A 14,161-nucleotide genomic window follows, 5' to 3' on the forward strand; every position below is an offset into this window, starting at 1 on the left:
GATGTACCCGTCATGGCCGGCAACACGGAGCGCCGTAACAAGCGCAACGAGGGAAGCAAGAAGGGGCCCTCGGTCGGTACTGGTGGGCACAGCCGCCGGGCGCTCAAGGGCAAGGGACCGACGCCGCCCGCGGAGATGCGCAAGGGGCACGCCAAGCAGCGCGCCGCCAACGCCGCCGCCAAGCGCAAGGCCGCGGCGCCGGCCGCCCGCCGGGCCCCCGGCGGTCGTCCCGGACGCGGCGGCAAGAGCTCGAACGAGCTGGTCGCGGGCCGCAACTCGGTGCTCGAGGTGCTGCGCGCCGACGCACCGGCCACGTCGCTGTTCATCGCGCAGTACATCGACAGCGACGACCGGGTGCGCGAGGCGATGAAGATCGCCAACGTCCGGGGCATCCCGCTGATGGAGATCCCGCGTCCCGAGCTGGACCGGATGACCGACGGCGCGATCCATCAGGGTCTGGTGCTCCAGATGCCGCCGTACGAGTACGCGCACCCGGACGACCTGGTGGTCGAGGCGCACGACCGCGGCGAGACGCCGATCATCGTCGCGCTCGACAGCGTCACCGATCCGCGCAACCTCGGTGCGGTGATCCGCTCCGCGGCGGCCTTCGGCGGCCACGGCGTGGTCGTGCCGGAGCGGCGGGCGGCCGGGATGACCGCGGGCGCCTGGAAGTCCTCGGCGGGGGCCGCCACCCGGGTGCCGGTGGCCCGGGCGGCCAACCTGACCCGCGCCCTGGAGGCGTACAAGAAGGCGGGCCTGACCGTGGTCGGCCTCGCCGCCGACGGGGACATCTCGCTGGAGGAGCTGGCCGCGGCGACCGACCCGATCGTGGTGGTCGTCGGTTCCGAGGGCAAGGGCCTGGGCCGGCTGGTCCAGGAGACCTGCGACATCACCGTGCGGATCCCGATGGCGGGCGGCAACGAGTCGCTCAACGCCGGTGTCGCGGCGAGCATCGTGCTCTACGAGGTGGCCAGGCGGCGCGCAGTGTAGCGCTGCACGGGGGCGGTATGTGCCCGCATCGGGTAATACGCGAAGGGCCGCATCCTCGGGGGACCTCGCGCGGTTATTGATGCGTGGACACCAGAACGGAAGGCAGCTTCGGCGGTGCTGTCGGGCTGTTGCCCTCGCCCTCGGCGGTGCGCGACCCCGGCGATCCGGCGTCGCTCGCCACTCCCACGAAGACCTTGCGGGTGGTGATCGGCGGTCCCCGGACCGGCGGCGCCGGCAAGCCCGCGCCCGGAGCGAGTGGAGCGGCGGACGACGCCACCACACGGCTGCCGGTGATCCGGGACGACGCACCCCGGCGGCGGGTGCCGCCGGCGCGTCGCGAGCCGGGCGCCGGGCGTGAGCGGGACGGCACCGCGACGCCGGTGCCCGCGCACGCGCGCCGGGCGACCCTCCAGGGCGGCACGGTGCTGTTGCCGCTGCGACTGTTCCTGGGCGGGGCGTTCCTCGTCGAGGGGCTGCGCAAGCTCTACGCACCGGGCTTCCTGGACCCGAGCTCGACCGACTCGTTCGGGCATCGGATCGGAGTGCTGCGCGAGGGCAGCCTGTCGCCGTCGGTGATGGACCTGGCCGCCGACCACGCGATCGCGGCCGGCCTGCTGTTCGCGTTCGGGCAGGTGGTGGTCGGCTTCGCGGTCATGCTGGGGTTGTGGACCCGGCTCGCGGGCCTGCTCGGCATGCTCCTGTCGCTGGGCGTGCTGATCGCGGTGGGCACCGGCTCCTCGCCCTATCACGCGCCCTACGTGGTCTTTCTGGCCGCGTTCAGCCCGCTGGCGCTGGCGGGAGCGCCGATGTACTCGGCGGACGCGTGGTTGTCGCTGCGCACCTGGCGCGGCCCGATCATCACTCCCGTGCGGGCGCGGCGGCGCAAGCTCGGCTACGGCTCGATGCTCGCCTGCGCGGGGGTCGGCGCGACGCTGCTCGCCGGCTCGTTGCTCGGCGGCGGGCACCGGCACCTCGACGAGTCGGACACCGGCCGCGTCGGCGACCGAGAGGGACCTGCCGCCTCCATCGCCCCGGCCGCTCCCGCGACCGGGCAGCCCGGCGCCGCGGTGGCGACCCAACCGCGGCCGCCGGTGACCGAGCCCTCGGCGGCGCCCGCGCCGGGCGGCCGGGAGAACGCACAGCCGCAGAACACGCCGCGCGCGACGAACACCCCGCCGCCCACCACCAGGGCCGGCACGGGCACGGCCAAGTCGGCTTCCCCCGAGGCCGGTACGGAGAAGAAGTCGGCCCGGCCCTCGACGTCGTCCGCCGGGTCGGCCGGCTCCACGGGTTCGACCGCGGGCTCCTCCGGCGTGGGCGCCCCCGCCGCCGGCAAACCGCTGGGCGGCCTGCTCGGCTGACCCCCGAAGGCACGACACCGCGCCGGGGCCCGCATCGTGTGCGGGCCCCGGCGCGGTGTCCTGTCCGGTCGTGGTCAGCCGGTGATGTTCCGGTCCGCGACCACGTGGTGGATGTGCACATGGACGACCTGTTCGCCGTCGACCGGCTCCCGGTCGACCACCTTGTCCGCGCCCATGTACCGCGCGGCGATGCGACTCGGCCAGATCCGCAGGTCGGCCGGGTCCGCCGAGATCCGAGCCTCACCCTCGACCACGACGTACGCATACGGCGGCCGGTCGTCGTCCACACACAGGCTCACCCGCGGGTCGTTGGCGAGGTTACGACCCTTGACCGAGGACGCGAACGTGGTGAAGACGAGTTCGACGGTGTCGCCCCGATCGTCGAGATCGAACCAGATCGGCGCCACGTGCGGTCGGCCGTCGACACGTACGGTGGCCAGCTTCCCGGTGCGCGGCCCGGCCAACAAGAAGGCCCGCCATTGGGTCTCGGTCATCCGCTCCATCCCCCGAGTCTGCCCGCTCCCACCCCGAAACCGATCCAACGCCACCAGCGCCGACCGCACGGGATCGAGGCGAGCCCAAAGCGGAGGGCTACGAAGTCACGAGCGAGGGACCGCTTTTTCTCGGAGGAGCGAAGCGGGGAGAGAAAAAGCGGCGCCTCGCGAGCCGGCGGCGAAGTCGCCCGACAAGAAGCAACGTTGCGCCCACGACTCCGGCCGCCCGGGCCGGTCGCGCCCGCGACTCCGGTCGGCCCGTGTTCGTGGCGCGCGCCCCGCGCACCCGCGCGAGACGCGCACCTCGCGCGCCCCGCGCGGACCCGCGACCAAGTCGCCCGACGATCCGATCAGTCGTGCAGGCGCTCGCCGGTCTTCGTCGAGAACAGGTGCGTCTCGCCGCCGGTCGGGACCACGTGCAGGACGCCGCCCTTCTCCGGCACGTCACGGCCGGGCACGCGGACGACCAGGGGCTTGGTCTCGCCGTCGATGGTGACCGAGCCGTAGACGAAGGCGTCCGAGCCGAGTTCCTCGACCACGTCCACCGAGACCGCGAGGCCCTTGCTGTCCTTGGACAGGCCCTCGGCCGAGTTGATCTTCAGGTGCTCGGGGCGCACGCCCAGGGTGACCTTCTTCGCGCCCTCGGCGACGGCCGCCTCGCGGGCCTCGCGGGAGACCGGTACGACCGCGTCGCCGAAGCGGATGCCGTCCTCGGCGAGGTCGACCTCGATCAGGTTCATCGCGGGCGAGCCGATGAAGCCGGCCACGAACACGTTGGCCGGGCGGTCGTACATATTGCGCGGGGTGTCGACCTGCTGGAGGAGACCGTCCTTGAGCACCGCGACGCGGTCGCCCATGGTCATCGCCTCGACCTGGTCGTGCGTGACGTACACGGTGGTGATGCCCAGGCGGCGCTGCAGGCCGGCGATCTGGGTACGGGTCTGCACGCGGAGCTTGGCGTCCAGGTTGGACAGCGGCTCGTCCATCAGGAAGACCTGCGGCTCGCGGACGATCGCGCGGCCCATCGCGACGCGCTGACGCTGACCGCCGGAGAGCGCCTTCGGCTTGCGGTCCAGGTACTCGGTGAGGTCGAGGATCTTCGCGGCCTCTTCGACCTTCGCGCGGATCTGCTTCTTGTCGATGCCGGCGATCTTGAGCGCGAAGCCCATGTTCTCGGCGACCGTCATGTGCGGGTACAGCGCGTAGTTCTGGAACACCATCGCGATGTCGCGGTCCTTGGGCTCCAGGTTGGTGACCTCGCGGTCGCCGATGTGGATCGAGCCGCCGGTGACCTCCTCGAGACCCGCGAGCATGCGCAGGGAGGTGGACTTTCCGCAGCCGGAGGGACCGACCAGAACCAGGAACTCGCCGTCCGCGATCTCCAGGTCCAGCGCGTTGACGGACGGGCGCTCGGCGCCCTTGTAGGTACAGGTCGCCTGCTTGTAGCTGACCGTGGCCATGGTGATGTGTCCTTCCACCGGCAGGAACGTGCCGGACGATCCGAGTGGAGGGTGAAGTACCCGGTGCAGATTGCCCGTGTGTCGCGCTGGGCAAGTGGTCTAGTCCATTCTTGATGGACTGCGATCACCGTACCCGGGCGCACGGCATCTGTCAGCAGTCGGGATCGCCGGAAATGTTTTGCGTGCCCCGCAAAGCCCTGCGAAATCCTGCTGAAAGTCTCACTAGGCTGCGGGGCATGAAGGCTCGGCTGGCGGACATCGCAACGCAGGCAGGGGTCAGCGAGGCGACCGTGAGCCGGGTGCTCAACAGCAAACCCGGAGTCGCGGACGACACTCGGCGGGCCGTCCTGACCGCTCTCGACGTGCTCGGATACGAACGGCCCGCCCGGCTTCGACGCCGCAGTGCGGGCCTGGTCGGGTTGATGCTCCCGGAGTTGGACAACCCGATCTTCCCGGCGTTCGCGCAGGTCATCGAGCGGGCGTTGGCGCACCACGGGTACACGCCGGTGTTGTGCACCCAGACCCCGGGCGGGGTCACCGAGGACGACTACACCGAACTGCTCCTGGAGCGCGGGGTGTCCGGGATCGTGTTCGTCTCCGGACTGCACTCGGACTCGGGCGCGGACCTGTCCCGCTATCTGCGCCTGGTCGAGCGCGGCCTGCCGATGGTGTTCGTCAACGGCTTCGCGCCGGGCGTGGACGCGCCGTTCATCTCCAGCGACGAGGCGGTCGCGGTGGAGTTGGCGATAGGGCACCTGGCCTCGCTGCGGCACACCGCGATCGGGCTCGCGGTCGGACCGGAGCGGTACGTGCCCACCGCGCGCAAGATCGCCGGCTTTCGGCGCGGGCTCGCCGAGCGGTTCGGGGTCGAGGACGCGGACGGCTGGATCGAGCGGTCGCTGTTCTCGGTCGAGGGTGGGCAGGCGGCGGCCGGCGCACTGTGGGAGCGGGGGGCGACGGCCATCGTGTGCGGCAGCGACCTGATGGCGCTCGGCGCCGTGCGGGCGGCGCGCGAGCGCGGCCTGCGGGTGCCGCAGGACGTCTCGGTGGTGGGCTACGACGACTCGCCGCTGGTGGCGTTCACCGATCCGCCGCTGACCACGGTGCGCCAGGCGGTACAGGCGATGGGTGCGGCGGCGGTGCGAGCGCTGCTCGACGAGATCGGCGGGGCCCGGGCACCGCGGACCGAACTGATCTACCGCCCGGAACTGGTCGTCCGGGCCTCCACCGGCCCGGCGCCGGACATCCTCCGCCGTCCGTAGGCGAAATCGCAGGCTAGGCCGTGTCCGGCAGGCAAACCTCCCGCCAGGCGCGTGCTGTGGCACCGATGTGCCCACCACGAAAACGGGCCACCGGCCGCGTTTCCGCAGGCCGGTGGCCCTGTGAGCCCCGAGTCGGGTTCGAACCGACGACCCCGCGCTTACAAGGCGCGTGCTCTGGCCAACTGAGCTATCGGGGCGTGTACCGGACCATTTTGCACCGTGGCCACCCGGCAGGCGCAACCACCTTAGGCCTTTGTGGCTCGGGTGTGTTCGCGTTAACGCGTGGTGATCGTGGGGAACAGGAGACACCTGCCCGGAAAAGTCCGGGTCGAGGTGATTTGTTCGACTGCCGCCGGCTGGAGGAACCCGTGACGTTCGTTGGTTTGATCATCGCCGGCATCATCATCGGCGCGCTGGGGCGGCTCTTCCTCCCCGGCAAACAGAAGATCGGCTTCCTGGCCACGATGGCGGTGGGCATCGCGGGCACGCTGATCGGCTACGGCATCGCCGCCGGGCTCGGTGTCGAGGAAACCAGGGGAATCGACTGGCTCCGGTGGATCATCAGCATCGCGGTGGCCGCGTTCCTGGTGTCGCTGGTCGTGAAGTTCACCGGAAGGGGTGCGCGACGCTGACCGCGACCCGGAACTGACGATCCGTCAGGGGCGCTGCCGCCCGCGCCCCGGCGGGCTGCGATCATGCGGGCATGGCTGGTGGAGTGTCGATGTGGCCGAGCATCGCGACGGACGACCTGGTGGATGCGCTGGAGTTGGCTCCGGTGGGGCCCGCGGACCCGGGCGGGCCCGGCGCGGTGGTCACCTTCCGGGCGCGCAACATCGTGACCCCGATCCCGCGCACGCTGGGCGCGCAGGTGCTGGCGCAGACGGTGGTGGCGGCCGAACGGGTGGTTCCGCACATGGCGGTGCACACGCTCCAGGGCGTGTTCCCCCGGGCGGGCGATCCGGCCGAGCCGGTCGAGGTGCGGGTCGAGACGCTGCATCAGGGCCGGTCGGCGGCCATGCTCCAGGTCGGCTTTCGCCAGGGCGCGCACGAGCACTACCGGGCGTTCGTGACGCTCGGCGTGCGCGGCCCCGAACTGGTCCGGCACGCCGACCCGTTGCCGGTGCAGGTGCCGGGGCCCGAGGAGTGCGCCGAGTTGCCGGTGCCGATGTTGCCGTGGGAGGTGCGCACGGCGGGCGGGTCGGCCGCGTTGGCCCCGGAACTGGCCGGGCCGCCGCGGCTGGACCTGTGGACGCGGTGCGCGCGGGTCGAGGACACCGCGACCATGGCCCGGGCGATCCTGGCCTGGACGACCGAGGGCTTCCTGGGTCCGGTGGCGCTGCGGCCGTATCCGCGCGCCGAGATCGAGCGGCGCGGCGGGCGGTCGATGTCGGTGGCGCTGGCCCAGAACATCACCTTTCACGAGGAGTTCTCGGCGCACGAGTGGCTGCTGCTGCGATGTGCGAGCGAGTACGCGGGCGACGGGCGCATGCACGGGCGGATCCGGGTGTTCACCCGGGCCGGACGCCTGGTGGCCTCGGTGACTGCGGACGGCCTGATGCGGCCCGGCCCGCGGCCCTGAGGCCGCCGCGCCGGGCTCAGCCCAGGCTCTGGTAGCGGCCCCGAAAGTGCAGCAGCGGCGGGCCCTCCGGGCTGGGCAGCTCCACGTCGAGCACCGTGCCGACGTACAGGATGTGGTCGCCGGCCTCGACCACCTCGTGGGTGCGGCATTCCAGGGTGGCCAGGGCGCCGCCGACCAGCGCGGCGCCGGAGATCGGGCCGCGGCGGTGCGGGATGTCGGCGAACATCAGTCGGTCGCTGATCCGGCCGGGGATCGCGAAGCGGCCGGCGATGTGCCGTTGGCTCTGCGAGAGCAGCGACACCGCCCACAGCGGCTGCTCGTCCAGCACGTCACGCATCCGGGCCTCGCGGCGCAGGCTGATCAGCACCAGCGGCGGGTCCAGGGACACCGACATGAACGCGGTCGCGGTCATTCCCACGTCGTCCACGGGACCGCCGTCGTCGGGGTCGCCCTCGACGGCGGTGAGCAGCACCACGCCGGCGGCGAATCGGGACATTGCGGCCCTGAAGGCGACTTCGTCGACGGGCGGCGGCAGGGGCTGGGACACGGGTCCAGGGTAGGCGGCCCGGCCGCCGGGTCCGGGATCGACCTCGCCACCCACGTGCGATCGCCCGGGGGCGGGCGGGTCCACGCGGCGCCGCCGGCCCCGGTCAGCGGCCTGCGGTGATCTCCCGGGTCAGGTCCTCGCGGCGGCCGGCTCCGGAGGGCAGTTCGTCGGCGTAGAAGACGCGTACCGGGCGCTTGTGCTCGGCCAGGCCGGCCTCGGCGCAGGCGGTGCGCAGGGCGCCGGGGCCCGGGACCCGGGCGGGGTCCTCGGCGACCACCACGGCGCCGAGCACGTGGCCGTCGGTGGGGTGCGGCAGGCCGATGACCGCCACGTCGCGGACGTCCGGGTGGGCCTTGAGGACCCGCTCCACCTCGCCCGGGCCCACCGTTCCGGTGCCGACCCGGATCAGCTCGGCCGCCCGGCCGGTCACGGTCAGGACGCCGGAGGTCTCGTCGAGCACGGCCAGGTCGCCGGTGCGGTACCAGCCCTCGGCGAGCACCTCGGTCGTGGCCGCCGGGTCGTCGGCGTAGCCGTCGAACAGCAGTGGTCCGCGCACGCACATCTCGCCGTCCGGGTCGAGCGCGACGTAGTGCAGCGGGCCGGGGATCCCGCAGGCGCCGGGGTGGGCGAACGCCTCCGGGCCGGTCAGCGCGGTGAGCGGGCCGGTCTCGGGCGTGTCGTGCACGACCCGCACGCTCGCGTTCGGTGCGATCCGGGCGATGTCCGCGAGTACGGCGGCCTCGGTCGGCTCGGTGTCGGCGTAGCGCAGCGTGTCCAGCACCTCGTCGGCGGCGGGCTGCTCGGCCTCGGTCTCGGCCAGGGCACGCCACACGGCGGGGGTGGCGGTGAGCCGGGTCGCGGCGTGTTCGCGCACCGCCGCGCGCAGGGCGGTCGGATCGCCGCCGGGCACCAGGACCAGGGTGTCCCGGGCGTGCCATTGGGCGAGTGCGAGCGTCCAGGACCGGCCGTCGGCCAGGTCGGCCGCGAGCACGTGTGTCCCGCGCGGCTCGGCGAGTGCGCCCGGGTGCGAGCGCAGCACCAGCACCCGGTGCGACAGCAGCACGCCGCGTCGGCCGGCCGGCGCGATCAGGAACGGGTCGGTCTCGGCCGGTTCGACGTCCGGCGGCTCCGGCAGGTCCTCGGGGTCCTCGTCGTCGAGGTCGGCGATCAGCGCGTCGGCCTGTTCGGCCGTGGCCAGGACCAGGGCGGGCGCAAAGGCGTCGGGGTGTTCGGGGTCGGCGGGCACCAGCACCGCGCCCAGCCGGGCGAGCGCGGCGAACAGCGGGACCGCCGCGATGCCCGCACCGGTGGAGATCGGGCCGCAGCCGACCCGGTCGCCGGCCGCGAGGCCCAGGGCGAGCAGCCGGCGCAGGCCGAGTTCGGCCGCCGCGTCCAGTTCGGCGAAGGTCAGCGCGCGCTCGCCGAGCACGACCGCGGGCCGGTCCGGGACGGCCCGGGCCGCGTTCGCGAAGACCTCCCCGACGACCAGACCGGTCATCGCCCCACCCCCGTCGTTCGACGCGCCGTTGTATTCGTCGTACCGGCCTTCGCGACGTGCGCGCAAGATCGTACGGAAACCTGACGGACGTACCGTAGGGACTTCGTATGCCCACTGGGAAGAGCCGCCCGTGATCTTGCTCCGGATCGACTGTGCCTCAGCTCGCTGACGCATAGCGAAGCACCCGTTCGGAATCTGATTGGTCGTCAGGTCGACTCGGCGAACCCTGGGGTTAGTGCCCGAAAATGGGCCCCCGCCTCGTACGATGCCCGGTGGATGCTGGCGGAGGGAGCGATTCCGGGGCGGCTCGGCGGTCCGACTCGATACGGTATGAAGCGTGAGGTGGCTCACAGTGACAGTCTGATCGATGACGGAACGTCGCCAATACGAAGCCCGCTGTGATTCAGTTTCTCTGGTAAACGGACGATATCTGTTCAGAAGACACCGGCGTCGACCCCTGGGGGAGACCCATGACAGCCGAGACGGAGACCCACGTCCGGTTGGCGACTTTGCGCCTTTTGAACCGCGTCGTCGCCGACCTGAACGCCACGCGCGACCTCAAGGACACCCTCCAAGCCGTCGTCGACGGCGTGGTTTCGGGCCTCGGGTTCGGGGTCGCTGCGGTCAATCTCGTCCGCGCCGACGGCGACCTGGAGGTCGCGGCGGTGGCCGGCAACGACGAGCTGCGCAAGGCGATGGCCGGCCAGATCGGTTCGCGGGAGGGCTGGGATCGCATCCTGGCCGCCGCCGAGCCGTGGGGACCGCTGCGCTTCCTCGGGCACCGCTCGGGGCTGGCCGACGTGGGGGACGTCCCGAGTTGGATCCCCGACCTGCCGATCGGCGACCACCCCGAGGCGTGGCATCCGCGCGATGCGCTGCTCGCGCCGCTGCACACGCCCGAGGGCGACCTGGTCGGCGTGTTGTCGGTGGACCTGCCGGTGGACGGGCTGCGGCCGGCCCCCTGGCGGCGCGAGGTGCTGGGGATGTTCGCCGCGCAGGCGGCGATCGCGGTGGACAACGCGCGGCTGCGCAGCGACATGCAGCGCGCGGTGGCCCGGCTGGAGCGCGAGCAGTTGGCGCTGCGGGCCAGCGAGGAGAGTTTTCGACAGGCCTTCGAGTACGCCCCCAGCGGCATGGTGATGACCGGGGTGCGCGGGCACGAACAGGGCCAACTGCTGCGTGCCAACGACGCGCTGTGTCGGATGCTGGGCTACCCGGCGCCGGTGCTCAAGCGGCTCGGGCTCGGCGCCTTGGCACACCCGGAGGATCGGCCGCTGCTCGCCGGGCACCTGGGCGGGACGGTCCCGGTGGCGGGCTGTACCGAGCTGCGTCTGGCACGCAGCGACGGTACGTATCGGTGGGTCTCGTTGCGCACCTCGCAGGTCGCCGACGGGCTCGGCGACCTGCGGTTCGGGTTGACCCACGTGGAGGACATCGAGGACCGCAAGCAGCGCGAACAGGCGCTCGTGCACGAGGCCAGCCACGATCCGCTCACCGGCCTGCCGAACGGGCGGGAGCTGCGGGCCAGGCTGGCCGCGCGGTTCGGCCCGGGCGCCCCGCTGCCCGGCACCGCGCCGGTCCCGGCCGGGTCGGTCGGGTCGGTCGGGTCGGTCGGCGAGGTGCGCGAGCCGTACGCGGACGAGTGGGCGATGCCCGCCGGCGCGATCCTGAGCATCCCCGAGGGTGCGGTCGTGGTCGTGGACGAGCCGCCCGCCGCCGAACGCCGGGGCGTCGCGCTGCTGTTCTGCGACCTGGACGGGTTCAAGCACATCAACGACAACTTCGGCCACCACATCGGCGACGTGGTGCTCAAGGCGGTCGCCGAGCGGCTCACCGCCGCGGTGCGCGAGGGCGACACGGTGGCCCGACTGGGCGGCGACGAGTTCGTCGTGCTCGCCGACGGGATAGGGCGGGAGGAGGCGGAGGAGATGGCGGTGCGGCTGCGCCGCGCGCTGTCCATGCCGATACCGGCCGAGGGTCTGGCGGTGCCGCTGGAGGGCGCGAGCTTCGGGATCGGCTGGGCGGAGGAGGCCGCCGAGCCCGAGGACCTGCTGCGGATCGCGGACGAACACATGTACGCGAACAAGCGTCGCCGGGACCGGGCCCAGCGTCGGGCGGGCTGAGCGGGGCCGACGGGCGGTGAACGGCCCCGGCGCGGGCCGGCTCCACAGCGGCGGACGTATTGGGCGTCCCGGGTGAATTCGGTCACCCGACGGATGGATGGTTCGGGTCGAGCGCCGGGCGTGCGGACGGGCCGCAGGCGGGTGTGCGCCCGGCCGCCATACGCATCAGTAGGGCCTTTTCGTGACAGTCCCGTCACGCGGACAACGCCACTTGCCCCGCCCGTCGCCCGTTAGTGTGATGCCTGGTATTGACAAAGATTGGCCTGGCGAACGTAGGGAGGACTACCCGATGACGGCGGGTACCAACGGTGAACCTGAAGACCCGTACGGGTACCTCTATCGGCCGGCGCCGGGTGAGGAAGCGGCCGAGGGGACAGGGACGACCGGTGCGTACGGTTCTTCCGCCAATCGCATGATGCCGCAATACGTGCAGGTCGGGCAGATGAATTACGCACAGCCCCCCGCGCATACGCAGCCCCAGGCAGCGATCCCGGCACAACACGAACACGGTGGCGCACAACCACCGCCGCAGTCCCCGCCGCACGGCGGCGGGAGCGGTGGCGGCGGGCGTGGCGCGGTGATCGGTGCGAGTGTGGCGATCGTGCTCGTGATCGCGGTGATCGCGGGCGTGATGTTCATGCGCGGCGACGACGACAAGGACAAGAAGGCGTCGCCGACCACGCCCGGTGCGGGACAGACCAGCGCGGCCCCGTCGCAGACGGCGCCGCCGTCCTCGGCGCCCTCGACGGCTCCCGGTGGCAAGTTCGCGGTGCAGGAGGCGGAGGACGCCTCGCCCAGCGGTGGCGCGGTGGCGGTGGCGGGGGTGACCAACTCGACCGGCAGCGGCATGGTCGACATGCAGGCGCCCGGTTCGACCGTGACGGTGAAGCTGACCGCACCCAAGGCCGGCACGTACTACCTGGCGGTGCGCTACGTCAACGCCGGGGCCAAGGACGACAACCAGAGTCTGTCGATCCTGGTCAACGGGACCGACTCGAAGAAGAAGTCCAACCTCAAGTCCTGGGGCACGCCGAACAGCGTCACCGGCACCTGGAACAACGTGACCCTGGTCGACGGGGCCAACGAGGTGGCGCTCACCTGCGCCGCCGGCGACAAGTGCAAGGTCTCGCTGGACCAGATCTGGTTGTCCGACCAGAAGCCGGACTTCAACAAGAAGGACTGACCCGGACCCGGTCGCCGGCCCGTACGCCCAACAGTTCGGCCGCGTCGCCGCCGTTGACCGAGACGGCCAGCAGACCGTCGGAGTCCTGGTAGCCGACGAGTTCCCCGGCGGGCACCTCGCCGAAGGTGTTCCGCAGGGGAACCCGGTACGCGCGGTCGCCCACCTCGACCCGCAGCAGGTCGGCGCCGGCGAAGTCGGCGACCGCGTGCGCGAGTTGCACGTTGCCGAAGTGGTCGACCACGAGCACCTCGCCGGGCACCGGGGCGGGCAGCTCGACCGGGTCGCCCGCGGGCGGGCCGACCTCGGCGAGCGGTGTGCCGAGCGCGAGGTGGGCGGCGACCGGCGCGAACACGTCCCGGCCGTGGAAGGTCCGGGAGACCTCGGCCAGGGTGAGCGCGGGATTGGTGATCTCGCGGATCTCCTCGATCCCGCCCAGCGCGTGCGCGGCCCACGGAAGCAGGCCGTTGTCCGGCCCGACCAGCAGGTGGCCGCCCGCGCGCAGCACGATGGCCCGCCGGGCGGTGCCCACGCCGGGGTCGACCACCGCGACGTGCACGCTGCCCGCCGGAAACCACGGCACGGTCCGGGCCAGGACCAGTGCACCGCGGCGCACGTCGCCGGGCGGCACGAGGTGGGTCACGTCCACGACCGGTACGGCGGGCGCGAGGCCGGCGATCACGCCGTGGCACGCGGCGACGAAGCCGTCGAGAAGCCCGTAGTCGGTGGTGAGGGTGATCCGGTGGGCGGCCATTCCCGCAAGCTACCCGGTGACGGCCGGCTTCTCCCCGAGCACGTCGGCGAGTTCGGCCAGGATCCGACGCTTGGGGCGGGCGCCGACGAACTGCCGGACCGGTTCGCCGCCGCGGAAGACCATGAAGGTCGGCATGGACAACACGCCGTAACGGGCGGCGGTGCCGGGGTTGCGGTCGACGTCGAGCTTGGCCACCGCCAGGCCCGGCTCCTCGATCGCGATCTGCTCCAGCACCGGCGCCATCTGGCGGCACGGACCGCACCATTCGGCGGTGAACTCGACCAGGGTCGGGCGGTCGGCGCGCAGCACGGCGGTGTCGAAGTCGGCGTCGGTGGCGTCGTGGACGTTCGTGGTCATCGGGACTCCTTGGTGAGCGGGCTTGCCGTCAGCGCGCAGCGGGGTTCCGGCGGGTCGGGCAGGGCGGCGGCGGCCGAGGCGGCCGGTGTGGCGGGCCGGTCGGCGCGCTCGCCTGTGGCGTGCGCGCGCTCGGTCTGGTCGAGTTGGGCGACCAGATGGGCCCGGATGCCCTGCATGCGGTCGATGCAGGCGTCCAGCTCGGCGAGTTTGCGTCGGTAGACCGCCACCGAAGCGGGGCACTCGTCGCCCGCGTCGTGCCCGGCGCGCAGGCACTCCACGAACGGACGGGTCTCCTCCAGATCGAAGCCGATGCCCAGGAGCGCGCGGATCTCGCGGACCAGCCGGGCGTCGTCCTCGTCGTAGTCGCGGTACCCGCTGCTGTTGCGCCGAGCGGACAGCAGACCGCGTTCCTCGTAGTAGCGCAGGGTTCGGGTGCTGGTCCCCGCGCGCTCCGCCAGTTCTCCGATGCGCATGTCCGAAACGGTAGACCTTGACGTTGACGTGAAGGCCAGAGGCGTCGGCGGGGCACCGCTCCGCGCCGCGCCGGCCGAGTGCG

General features: G+C 72.5%; 14 protein-coding genes and 1 tRNA gene. 7 read left to right on the top strand and 8 right to left on the bottom strand.

Annotated elements, in window-relative coordinates:
• Positions 1-12 precede the first annotated feature (12 nt).
• Both rlmB and ACFZBU_RS37300 read left to right on the top strand, forming a co-directional pair.
• A complete protein-coding gene (rlmB, locus tag ACFZBU_RS37295) occupies positions 13-990 on the top strand; it encodes a 23S rRNA (guanosine(2251)-2'-O)-methyltransferase RlmB (RefSeq protein WP_391588176.1) in 978 nt (325 codons plus the stop codon).
• 83 nt (positions 991-1,073) lie between these two features.
• Positions 1,074-2,351 carry a TQO small subunit DoxD gene (locus tag ACFZBU_RS37300; protein WP_391588177.1) on the top strand — a complete coding sequence of 426 codons (1,278 nt, stop codon included), beginning with the start codon at positions 1,074-1,076 and terminating at the stop codon, positions 2,349-2,351.
• Positions 2,352-2,425: 74 nt separating this feature from the next.
• On the opposite strand, the gene ACFZBU_RS37305 is transcribed toward ACFZBU_RS37300, so the two are convergent.
• Positions 2,426-2,854, bottom strand: a complete 429-nt coding sequence (locus ACFZBU_RS37305; protein ID WP_391588178.1) for a PPOX class F420-dependent oxidoreductase — start codon at positions 2,852-2,854, stop codon at positions 2,426-2,428.
• Positions 2,855-3,195: 341 nt separating this feature from the next.
• Positions 3,196-4,305 carry an ABC transporter ATP-binding protein gene (locus tag ACFZBU_RS37310; RefSeq protein ID WP_391588179.1) on the bottom strand — a complete coding sequence of 370 codons (1,110 nt, stop codon included), beginning with the start codon at positions 4,303-4,305 and terminating at the stop codon, positions 3,196-3,198.
• A gap of 236 nt (positions 4,306-4,541) precedes the next feature.
• On the opposite strand from ACFZBU_RS37310, the gene ACFZBU_RS37315 reads away from it, so the two are divergent.
• Positions 4,542-5,567: a LacI family DNA-binding transcriptional regulator gene (locus ACFZBU_RS37315; RefSeq protein WP_391588180.1), complete on the top strand. Its 1,026-nt coding sequence runs from the start codon at positions 4,542-4,544 to the stop codon at positions 5,565-5,567.
• A 123-nt stretch (positions 5,568-5,690) separates the two neighbouring features.
• Here the strand turns inward: ACFZBU_RS37315 and ACFZBU_RS37320 are convergent.
• Positions 5,691-5,764, bottom strand: a tRNA-Thr gene (locus ACFZBU_RS37320).
• Between the two features lie 171 nt (positions 5,765-5,935).
• Here ACFZBU_RS37320 and ACFZBU_RS37325 point away from each other — a divergent pair.
• Both ACFZBU_RS37325 and ACFZBU_RS37330 read left to right on the top strand, forming a co-directional pair.
• Positions 5,936-6,199 (top strand): GlsB/YeaQ/YmgE family stress response membrane protein, encoded by a 264-nt coding sequence (locus tag ACFZBU_RS37325; protein WP_391588181.1) that lies wholly within the window; start codon positions 5,936-5,938, stop codon positions 6,197-6,199.
• Positions 6,200-6,270: 71 nt separating this feature from the next.
• On the top strand, positions 6,271-7,146 hold the full coding sequence (locus ACFZBU_RS37330) for an acyl-CoA thioesterase (RefSeq protein ID WP_391588182.1): 876 nt from the start codon (positions 6,271-6,273) through the stop codon (positions 7,144-7,146).
• Positions 7,147-7,162: 16 nt separating this feature from the next.
• Here ACFZBU_RS37330 and ACFZBU_RS37335 read toward each other — a convergent pair whose 3' ends face one another.
• Positions 7,163-7,642 carry a flavin reductase family protein gene (locus tag ACFZBU_RS37335; protein ID WP_391588278.1) on the bottom strand — a complete coding sequence of 160 codons (480 nt, stop codon included), beginning with the start codon at positions 7,640-7,642 and terminating at the stop codon, positions 7,163-7,165.
• Positions 7,643-7,796: 154 nt separating this feature from the next.
• Positions 7,797-9,257: a class I adenylate-forming enzyme family protein gene (locus ACFZBU_RS37340; protein ID WP_391588183.1), complete on the bottom strand. Its 1,461-nt coding sequence runs from the start codon at positions 9,255-9,257 to the stop codon at positions 7,797-7,799.
• A 404-nt stretch (positions 9,258-9,661) separates the two neighbouring features.
• Between ACFZBU_RS37340 and ACFZBU_RS37345 the strand changes: the two genes are divergently transcribed.
• Together ACFZBU_RS37345 and ACFZBU_RS37350 are read left to right on the top strand one after the other, a co-directional pair.
• Positions 9,662-11,314, top strand: a complete 1,653-nt coding sequence (locus ACFZBU_RS37345; protein WP_391588184.1) for a diguanylate cyclase domain-containing protein — start codon at positions 9,662-9,664, stop codon at positions 11,312-11,314.
• Between the two features lie 442 nt (positions 11,315-11,756).
• Positions 11,757-12,497, top strand: coding sequence for a hypothetical protein (locus tag ACFZBU_RS37350; protein WP_391588185.1), 741 nt, complete (start codon positions 11,757-11,759; stop codon positions 12,495-12,497).
• On the opposite strand, the gene ACFZBU_RS37355 is transcribed toward ACFZBU_RS37350, so the two are convergent.
• The 3 genes from ACFZBU_RS37355 to ACFZBU_RS37365 are packed head-to-tail and all read right to left on the bottom strand — an operon-like array spanning position 12,481 to position 14,078.
• Positions 12,481-13,248 carry an S-adenosyl-l-methionine hydroxide adenosyltransferase family protein gene (locus ACFZBU_RS37355; protein WP_391588186.1) on the bottom strand — a complete coding sequence of 256 codons (768 nt, stop codon included), beginning with the start codon at positions 13,246-13,248 and terminating at the stop codon, positions 12,481-12,483. The genes ACFZBU_RS37350 and ACFZBU_RS37355 overlap by 17 nt on opposite strands.
• A gap of 9 nt (positions 13,249-13,257) precedes the next feature.
• The gene (gene trxA, locus ACFZBU_RS37360) at positions 13,258-13,605 is read right to left on the bottom strand and encodes a thioredoxin (protein ID WP_391588187.1); all 348 of its coding nucleotides are present in this window, start codon (positions 13,603-13,605) and stop codon (positions 13,258-13,260) included.
• A complete protein-coding gene (locus ACFZBU_RS37365; protein ID WP_391588188.1) occupies positions 13,602-14,078 on the bottom strand; it encodes a MerR family transcriptional regulator in 477 nt (158 codons plus the stop codon). The genes trxA and ACFZBU_RS37365 overlap by 4 nt, the downstream gene beginning before the upstream one ends.
• Positions 14,079-14,161 lie beyond the last annotated feature (83 nt).

Origin of the sequence: Embleya sp. NPDC008237, from assembly GCF_042956465.1 — a bacterium.
GTDB lineage: Bacteria > Actinomycetota > Actinomycetes > Streptomycetales > Streptomycetaceae > Embleya.

What these genes read in the sequence shown, in the direction of transcription:
- rlmB (WP_391588176.1), top strand. Translation starts at nt 13, where the DNA reads ATGGCCGGCAACACGGAGCGCCGTAACAAGCGCAACGAGGGAAGCAAG.
- ACFZBU_RS37305 (WP_391588178.1), bottom strand. Translation starts at nt 2,854, where the DNA reads ATGGAGCGGATGACCGAGACCCAATGGCGGGCCTTCTTGTTGGCCGGG.
- ACFZBU_RS37310 (WP_391588179.1), bottom strand. Translation starts at nt 4,305, where the DNA reads ATGGCCACGGTCAGCTACAAGCAGGCGACCTGTACCTACAAGGGCGCC.
- ACFZBU_RS37315 (WP_391588180.1), top strand. Translation starts at nt 4,542, where the DNA reads ATGAAGGCTCGGCTGGCGGACATCGCAACGCAGGCAGGGGTCAGCGAG.
- ACFZBU_RS37330 (WP_391588182.1), top strand. Translation starts at nt 6,271, where the DNA reads ATGGCTGGTGGAGTGTCGATGTGGCCGAGCATCGCGACGGACGACCTG.
- ACFZBU_RS37335 (WP_391588278.1), bottom strand. Translation starts at nt 7,642, where the DNA reads ATGTCCCGATTCGCCGCCGGCGTGGTGCTGCTCACCGCCGTCGAGGGC.
- ACFZBU_RS37345 (WP_391588184.1), top strand. Translation starts at nt 9,662, where the DNA reads ATGACAGCCGAGACGGAGACCCACGTCCGGTTGGCGACTTTGCGCCTT.
- ACFZBU_RS37350 (WP_391588185.1), top strand. Translation starts at nt 11,757, where the DNA reads ATGAATTACGCACAGCCCCCCGCGCATACGCAGCCCCAGGCAGCGATC.
- ACFZBU_RS37355 (WP_391588186.1), bottom strand. Translation starts at nt 13,248, where the DNA reads ATGGCCGCCCACCGGATCACCCTCACCACCGACTACGGGCTTCTCGAC.
- trxA (WP_391588187.1), bottom strand. Translation starts at nt 13,605, where the DNA reads ATGACCACGAACGTCCACGACGCCACCGACGCCGACTTCGACACCGCC.
- ACFZBU_RS37365 (WP_391588188.1), bottom strand. Translation starts at nt 14,078, where the DNA reads ATGCGCATCGGAGAACTGGCGGAGCGCGCGGGGACCAGCACCCGAACC.